30 protein-coding genes, 1 pseudogene and 3 riboswitches are annotated in these 20665 nt (G+C 39.2%); of the genes and pseudogenes, 15 read left to right on the plus strand and 16 right to left on the minus strand.

Going from position 1 to position 20665, the window contains the following annotated elements; translation table 11 throughout:
* Nucleotides 1–71: 71 nt before the first annotated feature.
* The 8 genes from P343_RS26840 to P343_RS26860 all read right to left on the minus strand — a co-directional run bounded on the left by P343_RS26840 (nt 72) and on the right by P343_RS26860 (nt 2288).
* Nucleotides 72–275, minus strand: coding sequence for a hypothetical protein (locus P343_RS26840; protein WP_023509894.1), 204 nt, complete (start codon nt 273–275; stop codon nt 72–74).
* Nucleotides 276–289: 14 nt separating this feature from the next.
* A complete protein-coding gene (locus tag P343_RS37145) occupies nt 290–463 on the minus strand; it encodes a hypothetical protein (RefSeq protein WP_023509895.1) in 174 nt (57 codons plus the stop codon).
* Entirely contained in the window at nt 456–605 is a 150-nt protein-coding gene (locus tag P343_RS37150) for a hypothetical protein (RefSeq protein WP_023509896.1), read from the minus strand. Before P343_RS37150 ends, P343_RS37145 begins: the two co-directional genes overlap by 8 nt.
* Complete coding sequence (locus P343_RS26845; protein ID WP_023509897.1) at nt 602–868, minus strand: hypothetical protein; 267 nt, start codon at nt 866–868, stop codon at nt 602–604. The genes P343_RS37150 and P343_RS26845 overlap by 4 nt, the downstream gene beginning before the upstream one ends.
* A complete protein-coding gene (locus P343_RS26850; RefSeq protein ID WP_023509898.1) occupies nt 865–1479 on the minus strand; it encodes a hypothetical protein in 615 nt (204 codons plus the stop codon). Before P343_RS26850 ends, P343_RS26845 begins: the two co-directional genes overlap by 4 nt.
* A gap of 53 nt (nt 1480–1532) precedes the next feature.
* Nucleotides 1533–1841, minus strand: coding sequence for a helix-turn-helix domain-containing protein (locus P343_RS26855; protein ID WP_023509899.1), 309 nt, complete (start codon nt 1839–1841; stop codon nt 1533–1535).
* 15 nt (nt 1842–1856) lie between these two features.
* Nucleotides 1857–1985, minus strand: coding sequence for a hypothetical protein (locus P343_RS37615; RefSeq protein WP_023509900.1), 129 nt, complete (start codon nt 1983–1985; stop codon nt 1857–1859).
* A 78-nt stretch (nt 1986–2063) separates the two neighbouring features.
* The gene (locus P343_RS26860) at nt 2064–2288 is read right to left on the minus strand and encodes a helix-turn-helix domain-containing protein (protein ID WP_023509901.1); all 225 of its coding nucleotides are present in this window, start codon (nt 2286–2288) and stop codon (nt 2064–2066) included.
* Nucleotides 2289–2433: 145 nt separating this feature from the next.
* Between P343_RS26860 and P343_RS26865 the strand changes: the two genes are divergently transcribed.
* The 12 genes from P343_RS26865 to P343_RS26910 all read left to right on the plus strand — a co-directional run bounded on the left by P343_RS26865 (nt 2434) and on the right by P343_RS26910 (nt 9958).
* Nucleotides 2434–2796, plus strand: a complete 363-nt coding sequence (locus P343_RS26865) for a helix-turn-helix domain-containing protein (protein ID WP_023509902.1) — start codon at nt 2434–2436, stop codon at nt 2794–2796.
* 112 nt (nt 2797–2908) lie between these two features.
* Complete coding sequence (locus P343_RS26870; RefSeq protein WP_023509903.1) at nt 2909–3397, plus strand: hypothetical protein; 489 nt, start codon at nt 2909–2911, stop codon at nt 3395–3397.
* A 310-nt stretch (nt 3398–3707) separates the two neighbouring features.
* On the plus strand, nt 3708–3941 hold the full coding sequence (locus P343_RS26875) for a hypothetical protein (protein ID WP_023509904.1): 234 nt from the start codon (nt 3708–3710) through the stop codon (nt 3939–3941).
* 26 nt (nt 3942–3967) lie between these two features.
* Nucleotides 3968–4555 (plus strand): DUF4236 domain-containing protein, encoded by a 588-nt coding sequence (locus P343_RS37155; RefSeq protein WP_168371026.1) that lies wholly within the window; start codon nt 3968–3970, stop codon nt 4553–4555.
* Nucleotides 4556–4639: 84 nt separating this feature from the next.
* Complete coding sequence (locus P343_RS26880) at nt 4640–5038, plus strand: hypothetical protein (RefSeq protein ID WP_023509905.1); 399 nt, start codon at nt 4640–4642, stop codon at nt 5036–5038.
* 72 nt (nt 5039–5110) lie between these two features.
* Entirely contained in the window at nt 5111–5440 is a 330-nt protein-coding gene (locus tag P343_RS26885) for a DUF4064 domain-containing protein (RefSeq protein ID WP_023509906.1), read from the plus strand.
* 19 nt (nt 5441–5459) lie between these two features.
* Nucleotides 5460–5837 carry a PH domain-containing protein gene (locus P343_RS26890; RefSeq protein ID WP_023509907.1) on the plus strand — a complete coding sequence of 126 codons (378 nt, stop codon included), beginning with the start codon at nt 5460–5462 and terminating at the stop codon, nt 5835–5837.
* A 76-nt stretch (nt 5838–5913) separates the two neighbouring features.
* Nucleotides 5914–6885 (plus strand): DUF6731 family protein, encoded by a 972-nt coding sequence (locus P343_RS26895; RefSeq protein ID WP_023509908.1) that lies wholly within the window; start codon nt 5914–5916, stop codon nt 6883–6885.
* Between the two features lie 14 nt (nt 6886–6899).
* The gene (locus P343_RS26900; RefSeq protein WP_023509909.1) at nt 6900–7583 is read left to right on the plus strand and encodes a hypothetical protein; all 684 of its coding nucleotides are present in this window, start codon (nt 6900–6902) and stop codon (nt 7581–7583) included.
* Nucleotides 7584–7737: 154 nt separating this feature from the next.
* Nucleotides 7738–8346: an ImmA/IrrE family metallo-endopeptidase gene (locus tag P343_RS0118765; protein ID WP_023509910.1), complete on the plus strand. Its 609-nt coding sequence runs from the start codon at nt 7738–7740 to the stop codon at nt 8344–8346.
* On the plus strand, nt 8324–8677 hold the full coding sequence (locus P343_RS26905; RefSeq protein ID WP_023509911.1) for a hypothetical protein: 354 nt from the start codon (nt 8324–8326) through the stop codon (nt 8675–8677). Before P343_RS0118765 ends, P343_RS26905 begins: the two co-directional genes overlap by 23 nt.
* Before the next feature lie 72 nt (nt 8678–8749).
* A complete protein-coding gene (locus P343_RS26910) occupies nt 8750–9958 on the plus strand; it encodes a tyrosine-type recombinase/integrase (protein WP_023509912.1) in 1209 nt (402 codons plus the stop codon).
* A gap of 60 nt (nt 9959–10018) precedes the next feature.
* Here P343_RS26910 and P343_RS26915 read toward each other — a convergent pair whose 3' ends face one another.
* The 4 genes from P343_RS26915 to P343_RS26930 form a co-directional block, all read right to left on the minus strand.
* Complete coding sequence (locus tag P343_RS26915) at nt 10019–10258, minus strand: hypothetical protein (RefSeq protein ID WP_023509913.1); 240 nt, start codon at nt 10256–10258, stop codon at nt 10019–10021.
* Between the two features lie 223 nt (nt 10259–10481).
* Nucleotides 10482–10820, minus strand: coding sequence for a hypothetical protein (locus P343_RS26920; protein ID WP_023509914.1), 339 nt, complete (start codon nt 10818–10820; stop codon nt 10482–10484).
* 12 nt (nt 10821–10832) lie between these two features.
* Nucleotides 10833–10925: riboswitch (SAM riboswitch) on the minus strand.
* Between the two features lie 90 nt (nt 10926–11015).
* Nucleotides 11016–11119, minus strand: a riboswitch (SAM riboswitch).
* 92 nt (nt 11120–11211) lie between these two features.
* Nucleotides 11212–11487 (minus strand): LysR family transcriptional regulator, encoded by a 276-nt coding sequence (locus P343_RS26925; protein WP_023509915.1) that lies wholly within the window; start codon nt 11485–11487, stop codon nt 11212–11214.
* Nucleotides 11488–11564: 77 nt separating this feature from the next.
* Nucleotides 11565–11670, minus strand: a riboswitch (SAM riboswitch).
* Between the two features lie 161 nt (nt 11671–11831).
* Entirely contained in the window at nt 11832–12287 is a 456-nt protein-coding gene (locus P343_RS26930) for a MarR family winged helix-turn-helix transcriptional regulator (RefSeq protein WP_023509916.1), read from the minus strand.
* A 222-nt stretch (nt 12288–12509) separates the two neighbouring features.
* Here P343_RS26930 and P343_RS26935 point away from each other — a divergent pair.
* Nucleotides 12510–13517 (plus strand): annotated as a pseudogene (locus P343_RS26935) (MFS transporter); the annotation flags it as partial.
* A 223-nt stretch (nt 13518–13740) separates the two neighbouring features.
* Here P343_RS26935 and P343_RS0118770 read toward each other — a convergent pair.
* From P343_RS0118770 to P343_RS26945, 3 genes are all read right to left on the minus strand, one after another.
* Entirely contained in the window at nt 13741–14970 is a 1230-nt protein-coding gene (locus P343_RS0118770; protein ID WP_023509918.1) for a class I SAM-dependent methyltransferase, read from the minus strand.
* A 12-nt stretch (nt 14971–14982) separates the two neighbouring features.
* Complete coding sequence (locus tag P343_RS26940) at nt 14983–15849, minus strand: GNAT family N-acetyltransferase (protein WP_023509919.1); 867 nt, start codon at nt 15847–15849, stop codon at nt 14983–14985.
* A 99-nt stretch (nt 15850–15948) separates the two neighbouring features.
* Nucleotides 15949–16956, minus strand: coding sequence for an NAD(P)/FAD-dependent oxidoreductase (locus P343_RS26945; protein ID WP_023509920.1), 1008 nt, complete (start codon nt 16954–16956; stop codon nt 15949–15951).
* Between the two features lie 257 nt (nt 16957–17213).
* Between P343_RS26945 and P343_RS26950 the strand changes: the two genes are divergently transcribed.
* Together P343_RS26950 and P343_RS26955 are read left to right on the plus strand one after the other, a co-directional pair.
* Nucleotides 17214–17678 carry a hypothetical protein gene (locus tag P343_RS26950; RefSeq protein ID WP_023509921.1) on the plus strand — a complete coding sequence of 155 codons (465 nt, stop codon included), beginning with the start codon at nt 17214–17216 and terminating at the stop codon, nt 17676–17678.
* 27 nt (nt 17679–17705) lie between these two features.
* On the plus strand, nt 17706–18215 hold the full coding sequence (locus tag P343_RS26955; RefSeq protein WP_023509922.1) for a hypothetical protein: 510 nt from the start codon (nt 17706–17708) through the stop codon (nt 18213–18215).
* Here the strand turns inward: P343_RS26955 and parC are convergent, their stop codons facing one another.
* Entirely contained in the window at nt 18216–20663 is a 2448-nt protein-coding gene (gene parC / locus P343_RS26960; protein ID WP_023509923.1) for a DNA topoisomerase IV subunit A, read from the minus strand.
* Nucleotides 20664–20665: the final 2 nt, after the last annotated feature.

Genomic DNA, 20665 nt, shown 5'->3' on the forward strand with positions numbered 1-20665 from the left:
TGCGCACCTCCATTTGTTTTTCACCGAATCCCCTGATAAAATAGAGGGGATGATATATCAACACGAATGTTTTAACTAAGGACGCCCTGGCCGGCGTTCTTTTTATATCGCTTGCGAAGTTCGTTATAGCGATGAAGCTGTTCCGCTGTTTCAAATCGGAACATAGGTGGCTTCTTTAAGTCGTCAGGACAATGGACAACGCCGCCTGATTCAGACAAAGCCTGTAGGTTTGGCTTGTTGAAAGTCTGTTCCGTGCACATTACATCGATGCTCATGCTCTCACCCCCTCTCAAGATTCCCAGTAATATTCCGCTGCCTCTTTAGGCGTTTTAAATCTAAATTGATGCGTCATTTCGAGAATTAGCTTCGTTATGTCGACTTCGTCATAGCCAAGATTTCGCATCGCGGCCATCGTATACCCCATGCAAGATTCCTTGCTCCAATTGCTTGCACCCTCAGGCATTCACCCACGCTCCTCTCTTCAAGATCACTTTCAGTTCTGCTAATTCACCTATGAAAAAGCATTGTGCTCTACCTAGACCATCACGTTTGGAAGTTTTGTACAGTTCTTCCAGTTCAGCGATTCGTTCCATGACTTCGTTCATTTCTTTCTCACCACGATTCTCACAATCTTCAGATGCTCCACTGTGGATAAAAATTGTTGTTCTGGCTTGTTGACCAGTGCAATCAGTTCGTCCATGCAGGCGCAAATCTCATCAATGTTTGTGTCAGCATCTTCCAACTCGCCAAGTGCGATTCTTAATTGCCACGCATGAAACATGCGCTCAATGCATTCAATTCGTTCTTGCACGGCTGGAAAATCCTTTTCCGAAAAATGTTCTTTCAGTTCGTCGGTAAAGAGATTCATCCGTACACCTTCTCACGCTCAATGTTGATCAAACGATCCACCGAACTGACCGCCACACGATCAACAAGAGCCTCGCTTGTCCATGCATTCTGTACGTCTACCCAAGCAACACCCCAGTTCATTTCAATTGACATCAACACGCATTCTGCGGATTGATAGGTGTCATCGATTTGTCCTGCATGTTCCTTGATTTCATTGATCTGTCGCTCGTCCAACTTTCGACCAGGCCGCATGTCCGTGCTTATTTCAAGAAGTCTCTGTGCTGATTCGATGCCTTTCTGAGCTTGATCAATGTAATTTACCAACTGCGTTTCAAGTTTTTGAATTAGTCGTGGATCGGTGGGGATACGAGATACTCCGAATATGTGCAGTACCGCCTGTCTTGCTAATCGGTCACCGCACGCATCGCACCAATCAAGCGCTTCGTTTAAGCTGATTCGGCTCACTCCATCTTCAATTGCAGTCATTCGGGCCGTTGTCATGCCTAAATACTTGGATAATGCTACTTTCGTTCGTCTGTTCTCATTGACACTGTACTCACGTGCCGCCTGTAGAATTTTTCCTAAAGCAGACGGCCGATAGACTAGCGCTGGTCGTTCCATGTTCCCCAATACGTTCGCCTCTCTTATATTTTTGATTTGGAATAATATAGAAATATGGAATGCTAGATAACATGGTACTTTTGATGGAATTCAGGTGCGTTTTCATTGATCCATTGAGTATGGTCATCAATCCACTTTTTAAGTAAATGCTTTGGAACCCTAACGCCAGCTTGACGAAAAACCGGAAAATCTTCACGATTTAACAAGTTAGTAACTGTTGGTTGAGTGATGCTGAAAATTTGAGCTAGGTCCTTTCGCGTAAGCATAACGAGGTCATCCGGTTCAACCTTATCTTTCAGCTGTTCAATTTCCGTTTTAAGTGGCTCAATCTCTTTTGCAACTGCAGAACGGATGGCTTCTTCGATAGACATAAGGATCGCCTCCTTTCAGTTTTGTTTTAGGACACCAATGCATTGGATGATTTCTTTAACATCATCATTGAAACCGTCGCGCTCGATGATTTTGTTTGCCTTAACTGCTAGATTTTCAATCAGTTCTTTTTCTGAATCAGTCATTTTTGATCCGCCTCCTTTTGGCTTACGAATTCAAGCTGCAGCCGTAAACTGAAATTAGATTACTTCCTTTTCTTTGTCTTAAGTAGCGTTTTTCGCTACTTCTTGTTCAAAAAAATATTCTGATGGAACCTTGAAAAAATTTGCTAATGCATGTAGTTCATCTGCCGAAAACTTAACATGACCAAGTTCTTTTCTGTTATAGGAATAAATGCTTTTAAACCCTAACAGTTCAGCAAGTTCTTCTTGAGATAGCTTTTTTTCTTTTCTCAGATCTTTGATTTTCTCAAGATTTAGAACTGCCATCTGCCATCACCTCCGTAGCGTTTTTTGCAACTTAATGTTTTTATTATAGATTGCATTTTTCGCTACGTCAATATACTCATAGCATTTTTCGCTATTTATTTTTGCAATAAATGCAAAGATGATAAAATTAGGAGGATGATTATTTATGGGGGTACTTCTATTGAAAAAAGCCCTTGGAGATCGGCTCAAAGAATTGAGAGAATTACGAGGCCTAACTCAGAAAGAGGTAGCTTCACGATTCGGTATTACTAATTTTCAACTTTCTCGATATGAGACTGGAAAAGCAAATCCAGATCCTGATTTAATAGCAAAATTTGCTGAGTACTACGAAGTAACTTCAGATTATTTGTTAGGTTTATCCGTTAAAAAAAATCCCGAAAAGCAACCCGAAGGTCGTTTCTTTTATGACCTCGATAGTGCCTCACAAGAAGATCTCGATGAACTTGAAAATTATTTCAAATTCATGCAAGAGCGTAAAAAAAGAAGAGAAAACAAAGACACCGAATGAACCCACACCCAGAAACCATAACGCTTAATGCGCTCTGTTTAGGTGTGGGTTTCTTTATACATTTTAGCTAGTACTTATTTATCAGATATATATTCACAGGGGGAATATTATTATGCTAAAAAAATGGATAGTGGCATCAATTGTTTTCTTATTATTTCTCAGCTCTCTAGGAAATGCATCTTATGCAAAAACAGTATCTAGACATGCCGGTATCGGAGATACAAAAGCCGCATTCAATAAGGCCTATGGAAAAGGCAAATTTAATGATATTTCCACAGTATATAAACACGGTTATCTAGTTGTTATGTTTTTACATTCTGCATATGATATTTCACTGGAATTTGAATCCACATCAAATCCTCGAAGATCAAAGCAACAAGCTATTAACGCCTACAAAAAAATGATTCCTTCTGACTCGAAACTAATCAAACAATATCACGACTCTGGCAGGCTAATTATGGAGTACAGAAGTCAAAAACTCGCAAAACACGTTAAAAAAGCTCTATTCAATGGTTCAAAACCCGGTACATTTATTGCCATTTTGAAGAAAGACTCTTCGGGTTATTATGCTGTAATTTTAGGTACGGGGGATAATCCATAAACTAAGAAAGGAACATTTTTTTGAAAATTATTCAATCCTTTAGGAAACATACTCGGTTATGTATAAGCGTGACTCTAGTCGTTATATTGGCCTTGTTCCCGTATTCAACATCGCAACATATTGGAATAGGATTTGGCTGGCCCGTTCAATTTCTTATGTTCTACTCGTGGACATTTTTGGGTTTTTGCTTCTATGTAACAGGATTATTTTTAGATGTCTTATTCTTTTATTTAATGGTAACTTTTGTATTTAAAATAGCCAAAGCAATTAAGACTTGATTTGCTAAATATTTTTGATAAGGTGATTCACTATGGGTTTCCGCTTTCGCAAGAGCATCAAGTTCAAATCAAATAGAAATCTCATCAAAAGGCTTATTGACACGCTGATCATTTTGCTACTTTTAGCTACCGCACTCTTCCTGTTCTTGATGCTTCGTGACAAAGATCTAATTCAGGCTGTCCATTTTCGTAACATCGCTAGCGTGCTTACTCTGATCGCAGTTACGTTAATTCTCACTAAAGACTATTTTATAAAAAATATTTAAAGAATAAGTTTCAGGACGTGATTATCATGGGTTTCCGCTTTCGCAAAAGTATCAAGATCGCTCCAGGTATTAAATTCAATATCAACAAAAAGAGCGTAGGCATGACATTCGGGACTCGCGGCGCGCATTTTACAGTTAATTCTAAAGGCACTCGTACAACAAGCGTGGGTGTCCCTGGGACCGGGCTATCTTATACGGATGTCAAAACAACCAAGAAACGCCATCGGACCTCATCAACTGTTTATCAAGATATTAGCCCGTCCGGTCGCAGTGCAGAACCAGTATATGATGCGCCACTACTTCGCAATGACCTGACGAATGATGAACTCATCCTTCTGAACAGCGAGATTAAGCGACGAGGCAAGAATATAGCTGTTGCCTATTTACTAGGCATCCTTCTGGGCATCGTTGGCGGCCACCGCTTTTATCTTGGCAAAGTTGGAACAGCTATTATCATGTTACTGATCACAGCCGGAACCATGGGCTATGGAATTATTGTCACCGGTCCATGGACAATCATCGATCTCTTTCGTATGCCGAGAATGATTGAACAGAAAAATTTGGTATTAGAAAACAGAATTGCACAAGAAATATTGGAGAGAAGACAGAACTAACTTCATCGCTCGCGCACCCACCTCTCCCCCGTTTGGTATTTTGCCAAATGGCATTATATAGATAAAAACATGGGGGAAATCATCATGAAAAAGATTCTCAAACTATTTACAGCAGCTCTCTTATCACTTGGAATTTTGACAGGTGTGGCGCTACCGCAAGGTATTGTCCCGGCAGCGCCGCAAAATGTGGCTTACGCAAAGACAGCGCCACTTAAAGTCACCAGTTCTCTCTTAAACGTCTATCGCGGACAATATGCCTACTTCACCATTAAAGGCAAAAAGAACGTTCAAGGCTATGCAACTGTTTACTACAAGTCAGGAACTAGCAGATCAAAAACTCTTGGGTACCAAAAATCAAACAATCAAGGATTAGTTACATGGCGGTGGAAAGTCGGAACAAATACCACACCCGGAACATGGAAGGTATATGTTAAGTTAGGAAATCAGACTAAATATCTTTATCTGACTGTTCACAGAAGATGATTATATCAGATAAGTAAAAAGCGCCCCGGTTGGGGCATACATAAATTTTATCGTTTTCTATGGAGTGATCAAATGAACAATCGAGTTGAATTTGTCCTTGCCTTGATCGGTACCATTTTGTCAACAATCGGATGGACGTTATCCATACTTTATATCATTAGTTTTGCCGCTATTACTCGACCAGCCAACCCTTCAATTGGTAATTTTCTTGTTGTTATCGCCCTTTCTGAACTTCCGTTTGTCGTTTTTAATTGGGCTGCTACATTTAGATTGAAACACAAATCTGCAGGATGGGCAATTTACTTAATTGTTTCCGGTTGTTTGCTAGTTTTTTCACCAATGATACTCTTTGCTCCATTACTAATCACTGCAGGAGCAATATCATATTGTCATAAAAAATAACTATTTGGGGGATACAATCATGGGATTTTTCGATGGATTAATTGGTAATGCATCAAATGTACAGCCTGAGGAAGTACAGAAAGAAGTCGGCAGCATTTTGACGGATGGCGAAGAAATTACTGCGGCCTTTAAGTTGATTCGCGATCTGATCATCTTTACTGAAAAGCGCCTTATCTTGGTGGACAAGCAAGGTATAACCGGTAAAAAGGTGGACTACCACTCTATTCCGTATAAAAGCATTTCTCATTTCAGCGTTGAAACAGCCGGCCATCTTGATCTTGATGCTGAACTGAAGATATGGATTTCTGGCGCAGCTTTACCTGCAGTTTCGAAGACATTTAGGAAGGATAATCATATTTTTGATGTACAGAAGATTTTGGCACAGATGACCTGTTGATAAATTATATAGTTCAAATAGCTTTAAATATTAACTACTAGGTATAAAAATTATAAAAAATCGGAGGACCTTATTAATGGGACAGACAATAAGATACTACAATTGCTTTATAAATCACAATAATAACCACACAAACTTATCAATTGGTGATTATGTGGATGCAATCATAGGAGTAAACGCAGAGAGACGTTTCAAACATTTAACTTCAGGAAATATATGTCTTATAGGAGCTGAAGCGCCGGGAGATAGAGCATTAGCTCGAAATAACCAGCCTATTGATTATAGAATACGCAGATGCGTTTTTGCAAAGTATCGTGAAAATAAGCCTTATCTGGGAACAATTGGAACTGATAGATTAGATGAAATAGCTGATGATGTCATTGAAACAACATCAGTAACTTTTTTTCCTCAATTTTTCTTGATGGCAATTGAATTTAGTTTCAGTGGCGCACGTGAAAAAGCAGTTACTGACTACTTATCAAGTTTCTTACCATTTGATGATCCCAACAACTCTTGGTCTATTGAATTAGTACAGATTAATACAAATTTAAGATTTGATGATGTAAGACAATCAAGAAAACTTAAACAGGTCGAACTAAAATTGGATCTTTCGGGAAATAATAGGACTATTTTTCACCATAATGAGGAGTATCATTCAGTAATTGGTGACCTAATAGGCAACGCAATAGGAACCAATCAAGAATTAGGAGTTAATACGACCACTCTTAATTTTAGCAAAGGACGCTCTCGAAATAATATATTAAATCACGAATTATTTATCGATCTCCTTGCACATATTGATATGGAAAGTTCACTATTCGAGTCAATAAAAGTAACATATGAAAGCCCAACAACTAACCGTACCGAGACAATTGATTTAAAAAACGAAGGTGTGCTAAAATCGATTTTAGATTTAGACGATAATGCTTCATGGGAATTAATAACAAACGAAACCGTTGAAAATTATTATCTTAAAGGTCAGCCAGGAAGTAACCAGCATAGAAATTATGAAAAAGTACACGATCGTATACCTAACTTAAGATTTTAATGCGAGGGAGTACAATGCATAAATATTTTGATCTATTCTTTTTTTATTGTGAACGATGGGCAATAAATATTATTATTGCCCCCTTTTTTATATTTTGTATTTATAATCATATTTGCTCGGTTCTAAAATTAAAAATTCCTTATTCACTTCAATTGGATAATTGGATAAGTAACTCTGCCAGTTCCACTGTCATGAATCTTCAGGGAACATTACTGACCATTGCATCAATTCTTATTGGTATTTACTTTTCAATGTTTACTTTTTTAATTACGATAAATAAAGAATCAATTTTAGTTAAAATATCCCAAAAAAACTTTAATAAACTTTTAAAGTTTATCACATTTGCATTCGCTGGATCTTTTATCTACATTTTTGCTTCCTTGGTTACCGCATTTGTTTATTCACCAAAAGAAGCCCCCAATTATTACTTTACTCTATTCACAATTATCATTATCGCTTATATGATATTATCTTCACTTAGAATCGGCTTTGTGTTATTTGTTTCTTTCATCGTAGATTTAAAACAAATTACACTGCATGTTGAAGATGAAAAAAGCGTTGAACGAAGAAATAATGAAATTATGGAAAGACTTGACACATATCTTCAATACACTGAATCAGAACGTGGTAGAGCAGCCGCAAGTCGTATTAATCAATTAAACGAAGAACGTCATTCTTCGAATAATGGGAACAATTGAAGCACGAATCACTCGGCCCTTTACGGGCTTTTCTTTTTACTTTATAATACGAACATATATTCTTGTTTATTAGATAAACGGATGACCGGTTACCCACCGGCTATTTTTTATCACTACAAGTCGAACATACATTCCTGTGTTTGGAGATGATTTTATGAATAACCCCTATAATCCCCCGCTTATTGAAAAATGGGTGTCTAAGACTTTCGTACATGCCGGTCTTATCTATCCTTCTGATCTTCGTGCTAACAAAATATGCAAAGCTTTCAATATTGAATATGGTCATCATTTTGGAATAGCTGGTTCGAGAATGGTCGGAAATGATTCATTCATTGTCACAGACGAGCGATTGCAGCTCCCTGAACAACACGAACAGTTCTTGCATGAGTTAGGTCATATTCTCAGACATGACGGAGACCAATGTAACATGCCACAGATGCTACGAGAATACCAAGAATGGGATGCTGAACTGTTTTCCATGTACGCTGCCATCCCCTTCCACATGATCGATTTTGGCCGTCCACACACCGTTCATAGCATCATGGAGGAATTCAAGGTTACGAAAGCTACAGCCTTCAAACGTATGGGAGATATCCAGCAAAAGTCATATTGGGCGGAACGCAGGAAACACGAAAGTAAACGTTCATCCCCTAAACAATTTTTGCTGAAAAATTGTTCATCTGAGACGCAGCGTATCATGAATCAATTAGCTTCTCAACTTGCTGAGAAAGGTGCATCTTATGAAATCAAGAGTTTATTATGACAGCGACTATGAGGGAAATCTGTGCCCGCTTTGGTACACGATCGAGGGATCGATTGATTGGGAACAATCAACATCATATTTTCCAATCAATGCTCCATTTGAACGTATTGACAGCGTTCAATTTAACGATGGTATCATCAGCTGCTCTGTATTTTCCCAAGAGCTCATGGTAAATGATAATAAACCCGAACAATTAGGAATCAACCTTGAGGCTATTATAGCAAGGATTAGCGTACACATTGAGCCTTATAGAGTGGAACGATTAATAATTCAAATTGTTGACATTGAAGAAGTGCTTCAGATCGGAAATGAGCAATTCAATTGGCGTTAAGTGTTCGTTGAGCTGTTCCTCTATCTATAAATGTATTACTTAGATACAGTGCGTTAAAGAGGAGGAAAAATAATGTACTTTGATACAATAAAGTTAAAAAGCGGTACTCGATATATTTGCTCTGAGGATGGACCGCACAATCCAGTAACTGGTAAACGCAGACAAATTCGTCGTAGAGGTAAAACAAAAAAAGAAGCAAAAGCAAAAGTCGAAAAAGTTATCAAACAACTCGAAGGGCTTGTTTATGTTGATGTTAAAAAGTTGGAAAAAACACCTTTTGATCGACTGGCTACTAAATGGTTAGATTTTTACTCTGTAAATGCAGGCGTCAAAAAAAATACCATAAGAAAAAGATCGAAGGAAATTAAAGTACTCAATCGATATATTCCTAAGGTACCAATCGGTAATGTGAGTCCGCTGATGTACCAGGATATTTTAACTGATTTAGCAAATAATGATTACGCAAAAAATACAATTTCTGGAATCCATTGTACAGCAAATATGATTTTCAAACAGGCAGTCGCATGGAAGATGTTAAAGGAAAATCCATGCCAGAACGCTACAATTCCAAAAAAGCCAAAAACGATTGAAGATGTCAAAAAAGAAAGCATTGAAAATAAATATTTCGAAGATGAAGAACTAGATCTTTTTCTTGACGCTGTTGATGAATTTGGACTTTACAATGATCGAGCGATTTTCTACACATTGCCGTTTACTGGCCTTCGTTCTGGTGAACTATGCGCATTACTATGGGAAGATATTGATTTTGAAAATAGCACATTGAGTGTGTCAAAAACAATTTATACGGAAAATGACAACATGCGTGAATTTGAACTGACAACACCAAAAACGATCACATCGGCGCGGATTATTACAGTTGATCCGGACATTATGATGATGTTAAAAAAACATCGATCAATTCAAGCAAAGGTGAAACTTCAGAATCCTGGATACTATGACGATGAAAAATTCGTTATTGCGCGACCTAATGGGTATCCACTATTTCCATATGACATTGGCCGACATATGAAGCGCTTATTAAAGAAAACCACAATTGAAAAGTACTTAACACCTCACGGTCTACGTCACACACATATCAGTATGCTTACAGAAATGGGTACAGACTTGAAATCAATCATGGACCGCGTAGGCCATAAAGATATGAAAACAACGATTGAAATTTACACACACGTCACTAAAAAAATGAAAAAGAACACATCTCAGAAAGTGACCCATTATCTGAGAAATGTTCTTAAAAGAGAAGTAGCAGAAACAAAATGAGCAGTTTTTGCTACTTTTTTATGATTTTAGATCATTGAAAGGCTCAAAAATGCCTTTAGATCACTTCATCTTGCTCATCATGTCCATCATTTTACTCATCATTTCGTCGCATTTGTGCATACAGCTCATCATTTCATCTTTGTTCATCATCATGTCGTCCATCATCATATCCATGCCCGACATTCGTTCCATCATCATATTCATGCATTTCATTTGGCAAACCATCTTTTCCATTTCCATCATCATCATCATGTTCATCTGCATCATCATTGACTTGTTCATCATGTCCATTTTTTCCATCGTAAAATCCCTCCAGAATTTGTTTTGAGGAAAAAAATCGTTTCGACTTAACGAAAAAGCAACGGTAATCGATTCCTTTCCACAACCTAAATTTACCATGGAAAAGAGGCGGAATCAAAGCATATTCGCAGTTTCAAAAATAGTGTGTAATCGAAAAGGGACATGAAAGCTTGCTCCCACGCCTTTTCTCGTATTCTATTAATAAAAAAGATCTATGAGTTACTCAACAAATTCTTTGATTTTGGACTCTCAGCCGATCAATTTCTTTACCTAATTCAATTCTGCGCTGCTTCAAAGTAAATAATTCAGCCTTTAAATCATCAGCTGGAAACTGAGCATCGCTACGTAATTGCTGATACAAGTTGAGAATTCTGCGGTTTACATAAGTAAACTGCTCCTGCAAATCTTTCTCTTTCAGCTTTTCAAAATCGTCTCGGCCATTCTGAAGTTCAGCCAACTTTCTCTTAATCTCTTCCTGCCATTCATGGTCGTGAAGCTGCTTAGCATAAAGATACAAATCCAGATAGTTATCTACTTGCGCGTATTTTGCATGACTTGACATATACAAAACCCCTTCTTATCTTCATTCCGGAATTAGCACGGTACTTATTTTAAGCCCGTTGCTGAGACTTCATGGGGCCGGTCCCTCTGCCTCTCTTGATAAGAATGATCCGGCTATTTTTCACTAAGAAAAATGAAAAGCGATCATTTTCTTAAAGATCAAGAAAAATAATCGCTACATCCGCTCGGCTTATTTTTCTTATCTCTCAGATTTACTCTGCTGGAATTAACACCATGCACATCTAATGTGCTGGTTGTCGGGTTTCATTGGGCCAGTCCCTCCACCACTCTAGATAAGATTTATTTGATTAATGTTATTGTAACCTCAAGAAAAGATCTTGTCAACGATTTTAATATTAGTTTTCCGGTCGGATTTAAATAATTAATGAATACTAGTTCTCCAACGTTGTCCGGGCTTTGTGATACATGCCAATGATGCGTTTCGCGATTGGGACAAGTTTCTCACCTTGATCCGATAATTTGATGCCGCGTCCCTGACGGACAAAAAGGGTGACACCTAAATCATTCTCCAAAGCCTGAATTCGCGATGTAACAGATGGCTGGGATAGAAACAGTTTTTCAGCCGCGATATGGAAACTACTATATTTTGCTACTAAAAGAAATGTATTCAATTGATCAATCGTCAAGGCATCATCACTATCCCTCATTATCAATTCAACGTTATTATCATAAAAAAGAGCCTTCTTCTTATGATAAGAAAGAGGCCCTTAGTTATGCATCTCATCTCTTATCTCTCAGACCCAAACACGAATCTGCCGGAATTAACACCATGCGTTTATGCTGGTTGTCGGGCTTCACAGGGCCGGTCCCTCCGCCTCTCTTGATAAGAAATATTTTGTTGTTTTGATTGTACGACTGACAAATTGTTTCGTCAATGATTATTCCTATTATTTTTATGTGAATTTACTTGTTTATGAGCAAATCGTGGCATTCCATTGTCAAAATGCTATATACTCGATTGTTCATTAATCAAATTTTGGAAGATCTATTCTTACAGGAGGTTCTCCCCTTCATTCATCTTCTTTAATAGCTTCGCTAAGTGTTTTTGTTCTTTTTTCGTAAGCCCTTGAAAACGCTGTGAAAAGTAAGCTTTTTGCTCAGGGACAATCTGTTCGTAGAGCTCCTTGCCTTTATTTGTCAACAGAATGTATTTGGTTTTCCATTCTTGCTCCCTTCGAATGTAGCCCCCTTTTTCCATTTTGATGATTATTTGTGTGATATTTCCTTTCGTAAAAAACATTTTCTCAGCGAGTTCCTTCTGGGATATTCTCGTGTTCTCGACGATTTTCTTGAGTATTTCGTATTGAGAAATGGAGAGGTCCCAATTTTTCAAAAAATGGCTATATAATTTCAACTGAATATGATATGCCCTTGATATCTGAAACCACAACTGGAGACCGGTTTTTGAATACTTTTCTGAGAAATTATCCATTGTGTTTATTTTCAATATATTTCACCTTTTTTGACTTAATATCAGTTTAATGCTAAACTAATTACAAGCCGAAAGATCATCCGGTTATTGCCTGTCAATTTAGCGCTTAACCGAAGGGGATCGGAACTTATCTATTCAGCTGAATACACACTTTCGTTTATCCCCAAATTCACTAATTTATGTAACTTCGTACATCACGATTTTTGACAACCTCATAATTTTCATTCAGATCATTACGAACTGATGATTGTCTCTGGACAAATGCTTGCCTATGTTTTTAATGCAATCATTGCTAATTATTCCGGCGGTTCAACACATATATGGCGTTACATGCTTGTACTAGCCACGCTTCCAGCTATTCTTCTTTGGATTGGGATGTTCTTTGTCCCCGAGAGTCCAAGATGGTACGCATCTAAAGGAAAATTGAAAAGCGCTCTTCGCGTGCTTCATATGATTCGTCACCCAAAACGTGCGAGATTAGAATTGGTTTCCATTAAGAAGGCTGTTCATAACGAGAAAAAAAATGAAAAAGTCACATTCCGTGATTTAAATATACCTTGGATCCGGCGGATTGTTTTTCTCGGTATCGGAATCGCTGTAGTTCAGCAAATCACCGGAGTAAATTCAATCATGTATTATGGAACACATATTCTTCATGACGCCGGATTCCAGACAAATGTTGCACTAGTGGCTAACATCGCAAACGGTCTAATTTCTGTTGGTGCAACACTATTTGGAATTTGGCTTCTTGGAAAGGTAAACCATCGACCGATGCTATTAATTGGTTTGACCGGAACAACATGCGCTTTATTGCTGATCGGAATCTTTTCACTTACACTTCAAGGCACACCTGCACTCCCTTATCTTGTGCTAGGCATGACCGTTGCTTTTCTCGGATTTCAACAAGCTACCATCTCGCCGGTGACCTGGCTGATGCTTTCGGAAATCTTTCCACAGAAACTACGCGGTCTTGGCATAGGCGTCACTGTGTTCTGTCTTTGGATCACAAACTTCCTGATTAGCCTTGTATTTCCTGTGTTGTTGGAATGGATCGGACTTTCAACAACATTCTTTGTCTTTTTTGTCTGCGGGCTTGGTGCGATAACTTTTGTCAAACATTTTCTTCCTGAAACTAAAGGCAAATCTCTTGAAGAACTCGAAAAGCACTTCCGCAGTTTTGGTCGTAAAAAAGTGAAACAAATGTTAGCCAAAATAACTAATGAATTATATTATCTAATTGAATAATCAATGAAATGAAGAGCAGCATAGACTGGTCTTTTTTAGAGGGTGTTCGAAAAGTCCGGGAAAAATTGCCGGCGAATCTCTGTGTCAACTTGCTTTTCCTCTCCTCACGTATTATTTTCATACGCTCCGGTGCTCAAAGCTACGTTTCCTTGACCTTCTTGGCCCTTTTTGTCCTCCATTTCGAACAGACTCTTTTAGTCATGATCGAGAATCTCACACTTTTTTACTTCTGTGATGCTTTTGAACAGACGAGCGTAAACAATTTCGGAAGACCGATATCACTTATTTTCATGTTCGGAGATTCTTCCAAACTCTGCACAATGAGGCCGGATTGTGCAAATGCTGTAATGATTTCACCTAATGTCCATTCTCTTAAGTAAACTTTCTGGGTTTCTTTTTTCTCAAGTTTCTCATCGGCACTATTAAGATGTTTTGAATAGGCAACGTCACGCGTTCTGAGTGATTGATCAAAGTAATTGCCAAAGACGACTTGTCTCTTGCCCCGTGTAGTCACCAATTTCGTTGAGATCGGATGAAATTCTTGAATAACAAATCGGCCGCCCGGTTTCAAGAGAGCAAATACTAAATCTGCGAGTGGTTCAAGATCAATAAAATAATGAAGAATACCTAGTTCCATGAAAACTATATCATATTTTTCTTTATGTTGATCTAATGGTAACTGTAGAACATCTGAAATGATGTAAGTTAACGGAAGATCAAGCGCTGCCGCGACATTTTTAGCATATTCGGCATTTTCAGCTGAAATGTCAACGACTGTAACTTTGGCTCCGAGAAGTGCAAGCGCCAGTGCTTTTCCTGCATGTGATCCTAGCAGATTGATCACATTTTGGCCACGTGAATCGTCAAGATATGGATAAAGCGCCCCCAGTTTTCCTTCCGGATCCCGCTTGATCTTTTCCGCTGCTTGTTCAGGTGTACCAAATCGGTTGATCCAAGCCTGATAAGCTTCATCATTCCAAGCCTGTTCATTTTGAGAAGCATCTGATTCCTGAAGAGTCCGTAAATACTCTTTAATATGTGACCGGACAGGATCATTTGCATCTAAACCACGCATAAACGACCCGATTGATTTGACGGCTATAGTGTCTTTCCCTAATGAAATCAACATACGATCAGGATCAGTCCGAACAACAGTGCCTAGATAACCAATGACTTCAATGGTATAGTGATTCAAATTGAATATAAAGGAACACTGCCTAAGGTCTCTTTTTATGTCAGTTGCGCCATAGATCTTTGCTCGTTCCTGAAACTGTTCAAGCGCATCCCACTGAATGGAGAATCGAATAGGATCATCATTATTAATGCGACATCCCTGGATTCTTAAAGCTGCCATGCCTTCAAGTGTTGCGGGAATATCTTCTTTTTCCAACAAACGCCATGCGTCTAGGACAGATGCTATCCACAGATCTTCGCAAGTTTTTCCTTGGTTCATCAAAATAACTCCTCATAGATCATTTACATGTACTCGATAATAGTCGATCGTTTCTTCTGCTTTAAATCCTAATTTCTGATATACATGAAGAGCCGGCGCATTTCGCGACTCAACTTCAAGTTTTACTTTATTAACCCCACCAGTGAATATTTTGTTGAGGACAAGACTTAGAAATGTACTTCCCAACCCTTTTCCTTGAAATCCGGCGTGCATTCCTAAACCAAACAAAAAAGCTTCAGATTCCTCAAAGCGTGCGAAACAAATTCCAACAATCTTATTATTCAGTATGGTCGCATAGCCCTTCCTGTTGGCAGAAATCAGGGCCATTTCAATAAGGCTTTTAGAATCTTCCCTGCTATCTCCAAAAGCGGACGTACTCACGTCGATCAGCCGCTCCAGATGATCAATTTTCTGATCGATGAGCGTTAGCTGGCTTTGAATTTCTTGAACGGAAAACTGATCACGTTTCAATGCCATCACGTATTCGGAGAAGTCATGGATCGCGCCGAAATGTTTGGCTATTTCAGTTCCAATATAGAAGGGTTGGGATACAAAAAGCAAATCTGGAATTTGATAATTTATTAGTTCTTCACGGGCTCTAAGCAATAATGCCGTGAAGTAACCTTTCCTTCGATAATTTGACAGCGTCAAAGCCGACAGCTCCGCTTCAGACTTTGTCGGTATAAATAAGTGAAGAAAGGCGATTAAATGTTCATCTTCGTAGCATAGAAAGGTGTGGTTCATTTGCTTATCCACATTAAGTGATTCATCTAAATCGGTTAAATAGGTACAGCCGTCCAATTGCGAACAGATGGTTTCTAGTTTCCGTATCTCTGTTTTGGTTTTCGAATCCAAATGATTTAAGGATTTAATAATCATGGCGTGGCTCCGATCTTTTCCCTAATTCGTATTTCTTTTGTATATGTATGCGCAAAAGAAGCCTGAGAAGTTCAGGCTTCTGATGTGTTGAACCACTTTTTACTTAACAAACAATTCGCCAGCGCTTGAACTGTGCATTGGCTGAGCGCGTGAATCCGGATCAATGTAGTGTTTCGCATTATTAACTGCGGTAGGCGCTTCTCCAAGTCCAGTAGCAATAAGTTTAACTTTTCCAGGATATTCGGCAATGTCACCTGCGGCATACACACCTGGAATATTCGTTTCCATTTTACTATTGACAAGGATGGAATTCTTTTCAAGTTCAAGTCCCCAGTCTTTAATTGGACCCAATGCGGACACAAATCCATAATTAACAATAAGATCATCAAATGACAAACTTTCTTCGTTATCTCCTTTCACCTGCTGAATAATCAGTTGGTGAGCGCGATCACCTTTGCCTTCGATTGCTTTTGCGGTAAATGGGGTCTTGATTTGAACCGACGCCTTCTTCAAATCTTCCACACTCGTTTCATGAGCACGGAACTGGTCGCGGCGATGAATAATAGTGACTTCCTTAGCAATTGGTGCAAGCGTGTTTGCCCAGTCAACAGCTGAATCACCACCACCAAGAATAACGACCTGTTTATCTTTAAATACATTTACATCCTGAACATAATAATGGATATTCGTATACGTGTTGACATCCTGCTCCACTTTAAGCGGCCGGGGTGAAAAAGCACCGACGCCTGCAGTAATGATCACTGTTTTTGTTAGATGCGTTTCGCCCGATTCCGTGGAAAGCTCAATCACTCCATCCTCGAGTTTGCCGAGTGATTCGACTTTCTCATCTAAAACAACGGTGGGGTGGAATTGTTCCGCTTGAACAACCAAATTATGAACCAAATCCTTAGCCTTGATTCTAGGAAAACCCGCCACATCAAAGATTTCTTTTTCCGGATACAGAGTGCCGAGTTGTCCGCCTAGCTGTGGAAGGCTCTCGATGATTTTCACCTTCATTTGCCTCATTCCGGCGTAAAAAGCAGCAAAAAGACCCGTCGGACCGCCACCGATAATTGTTAGATCAAAAATTTCATGATTTTCCGACAAAACTACCCCTCCAAACTCCAAACCAAGACTCATTTCAATTGAGAAGTGATGGCTGATTGATATGTAACAAAATATATTCTAATTCATTTTGTGTCAAGACGCTATTATGAACACTTATCTACATTTATAGTTTATTCAAAGACTATCCTCCAGAATGGATAATGAAAAGACAAGCTGTTGAATGAACACAATGAAGAATTTTTTTCTTATGAAATGCTCATGATAATCTATAGTCAAGATGACAAGGAGGCTAATGAATGATTCTTGCTGTCACTTTATGTCTGACATGGATTGTCGTGAATCTTTTCGTCATGCTTCCCAAGAAAATGTCTTGGGAAGAGAACCTTTTCCTTTTTCTGGTGAGTTCAATTACCATTATGTTCGCACTATTAATTCCCGCAAAGCGGATGTATTTCGATGATCCGGGATACAAGTACAGCCTGGAGGGAACAATGGCATTCCTCACCAATCGTAACATCATATTTCCAATTCTGACATTATTATCTGTAAATCTGATTCAATACCGCGGTTTTTGGAAACAAGCATTAGTCGCATTGGTCTCTCTTTTTGTTTTTCTTGCGTTTTGCAGACTTGAAGAAAAACATACAATTGTATCTTCCATAAGTCTCTTACAGTTAACTGTTTTTTTTATTTTCTACTACTCGCTCATGCTCAGCTTGCTGAAATGTTTCCGATTGTTAGCAGAAGAACGGAAGGTATAAAGTAAGCCACCAATTAAGGGGACAATCATGTCATTCAAAGATACAACCATTAATTCTAATGAGTTATTTATTATCATCACAGGTGTGCTCGCATATTTGCTTTTATTTTTCCTGCCGAAACGGTTTACAAGGCAACAGACATTTACGATGCTTTTGATCGGCGGTTACATCAGCACCTTTTTTGATAACACCGTGTGTATTCATCCATTTAATTACTATAGTGTAAATGATACACCGTTTATGGATTTTTGGGATATCCTTTCTTTTGTCATGTTTGGACCTTTTTCCTATTTTTTTGTTTATGCGTACACCGTCATCAGGAAAAATCGTACAACCTACTTCTTCTACATTTCCATTTGGGCTCTGATCTCGATGTTTACTGAAGCCCTGGCTTGGCACGCCGGCGTATACCACTATAAAAACGGGTATCAAATTTTTTTCTCTTTGCCAATCTATTTAATCGTTCTAACACTGACCATGTGTTATTATCAATTCTTTATTAAAAAACAGCCAAGGAAAAACAGGCTGCATAAATGATTAATTATCTTGTTGAGCTTCTTGTTTCACATCTGTCCAAATGTCTATAACTGTGCCGTCTTCATCTTGATCTAAGACAAAAGAACCATTGCTGTATCTGTCAGTAACGCGCAGATCCGAAGATAAAACGGAGCAAAGCTTTCCCTTGTCTGTGCCAAGTACTATTCTATCGGATCTATCGACAAATGCAACACCGACAATGTGATGCGGTCGTGTTTTTAACTCGCGAAGCAGTTGCACGCCGCGCCTTGGCCTGCCGGTTTGTTCGATTTGTCCCTCAATAGCCATTTTTTTCACAGCACCGCGATCGGTAGCAATAAATAAATGCAACGACGATCCGCTAGGTAATGCAACACCACCGGCAAGTGTATCACCGGATTTCAACTGAACCGCTTTAACTCCTGCAGCTCTTAGGCCCACATCCCCTGCTTCTTCTTCTGCAAAACGCAGACCATAACCCATACTTGTTGCGACTACAAGATCACATTGTCCGTTAGTTATAAAAGCAGTAACGCATACGTCGCCTTTTTTTAATTTTAGGGCAGTGAGTGGTTTTGAACGTCGTTGTGCCTTATATTCGACCAACTTTGTACGTTTTACCATGCCAAGTTTGGTAAAGAAGGTTATAAACAGACCATCCGCCTCAAAGCTAGACACAGGAATTGCCGAAACAATCTCTTCTTCAGGATCTATAGGAACAAGGCTTGCAATGTGCTGCCCAAGCTCTTTCCATCGCCGGTCCTGGATCTCATGAACAGGAAGGTAGATATAGCGCCCCATGTTTGTGAAAACGAGCAATGTTTCCGTTGTATTCATTTGCTTTTGGAAAAGCGTATGATCCGTATCTTTCATCGCAACCGTATCATCGGCGCTTGCCGAGAAAGACCGTAAACTGGAACGCTTTATATACCCATGTTTCGTGAGTGATACCATGACTTCTTCCGCGGCAACCATGACTTCAAGATCGATTTTTATTTCTTCTATTTCTGCTTCGATCGTTGTTCGACGGGCATCTGCATATTTTTTCCGAACCTCAACCAGTTCTTTTTTAATGACAGAAATCAATTTCTTTCCGGAGTTAAGAATACCTTCTAGTCTTGCAATGGTTTCATCTAGTTGATGTTCTTCCTCCTGAAGCGTCACAATATCCGTATTTGTCAAACGGTATAATTGAAGGTTAACGATGGCTTCCGCTTGTGCTTCGGTAAAGCCAAAAGACTCGGACAGGTTCTGCTTTGCATTCTTTTTGTCCTTTGATCCACGGATCACGCGAATAACTTCATCAAGAATTGAAATCGCTTTGATCAGTCCACGAACAATATGCTGACGTTCAATGCTTTTTTGGAGTTCAAAACGGGAGCGTCTTGTCACAACTTCCTTTTGATGTTCGATATAAGCCTCAAGGATTTCTTTTAGTCCAAGCTGACGAGGTGCTTTGTGATCAATAGCGACCATATTGAAATTATAAGAAATCTGCAGATCCGTATTTTTAAAATAGTAATTCAAGATTCCGTTTGGATCAGCATCTTTTTTTAACTCGATGATGACGCGCATACCGCTTCGGTCTGTCTCATCACGGACTTCAGCAACACCCTCAACCTTATGATCAAGCCTCAGTTCGTCCATTTTCTTGACGAGCAGCGCTTTGTTCACTTCATACGGCAGCTCATTAATAATAATTTGCTTGCGCCCAGTACGCAAAGTTTCGATTTCAGTTCGTGCGCGCAACACGATCTTACCCTTGCCGGTTTTATAGGCCTTCTTAATCCCATCCAATCCCTGAACAATACCGCCCGTTGGGAAATCAGGACCTTTTACGAAGGTCATCAAGTCATCAACTGTGGCGTCCGGATTCTCCATCAGCATAATCGTCGCATCGATAATTTCAGATAAACAATGGGGAGGAATTTCCGTCGCATAACCTGCAGAAATACCCGTTGATCCGTTCACGAGCAGATTTGGGAATTTCGATGGGAATACCGTTGGCTCTTCTGTCGTATCATCAAAGTTAAGTATAAAATCAACCGTTTTCGCGTCAATGTCACGAAGAAGCTCTGCTGATATTTTTGACAATCGCGCTTCTGTATAGCGCATTGCAGCAGGCGGATCGCCATCCAAGCTGCCGTTATTTCCATGCATTTCGATCAGAGGCATTCGTACCTTCCAGTCCTGACTCATGCGTACCATCGCTTCATACACAGATGAATCTCCATGCGGATGATAGTTGCCGATAACATTACCAACCGTTTTTGCCGACTTGCGGAAAGGTTTATCATTCGTATTGCCATCGCGGAGCATCGCATAAAGAATGCGGCGCTGCACGGGTTTCAAACCATCCCTTACATCAGGAAGCGCACGTTCCTGAATGATATACTTGCTATATATACCAAATCGGTCGCCCATGACTTCTTCAAGCGTCCGATTAAGTAATTTTTCTCTATTTGCCACGA

The organism is Sporolactobacillus laevolacticus DSM 442 (assembly GCF_000497245.1).
Lineage (GTDB): Bacteria > Bacillota > Bacilli > Bacillales > Sporolactobacillaceae > Sporolactobacillus > Sporolactobacillus laevolacticus.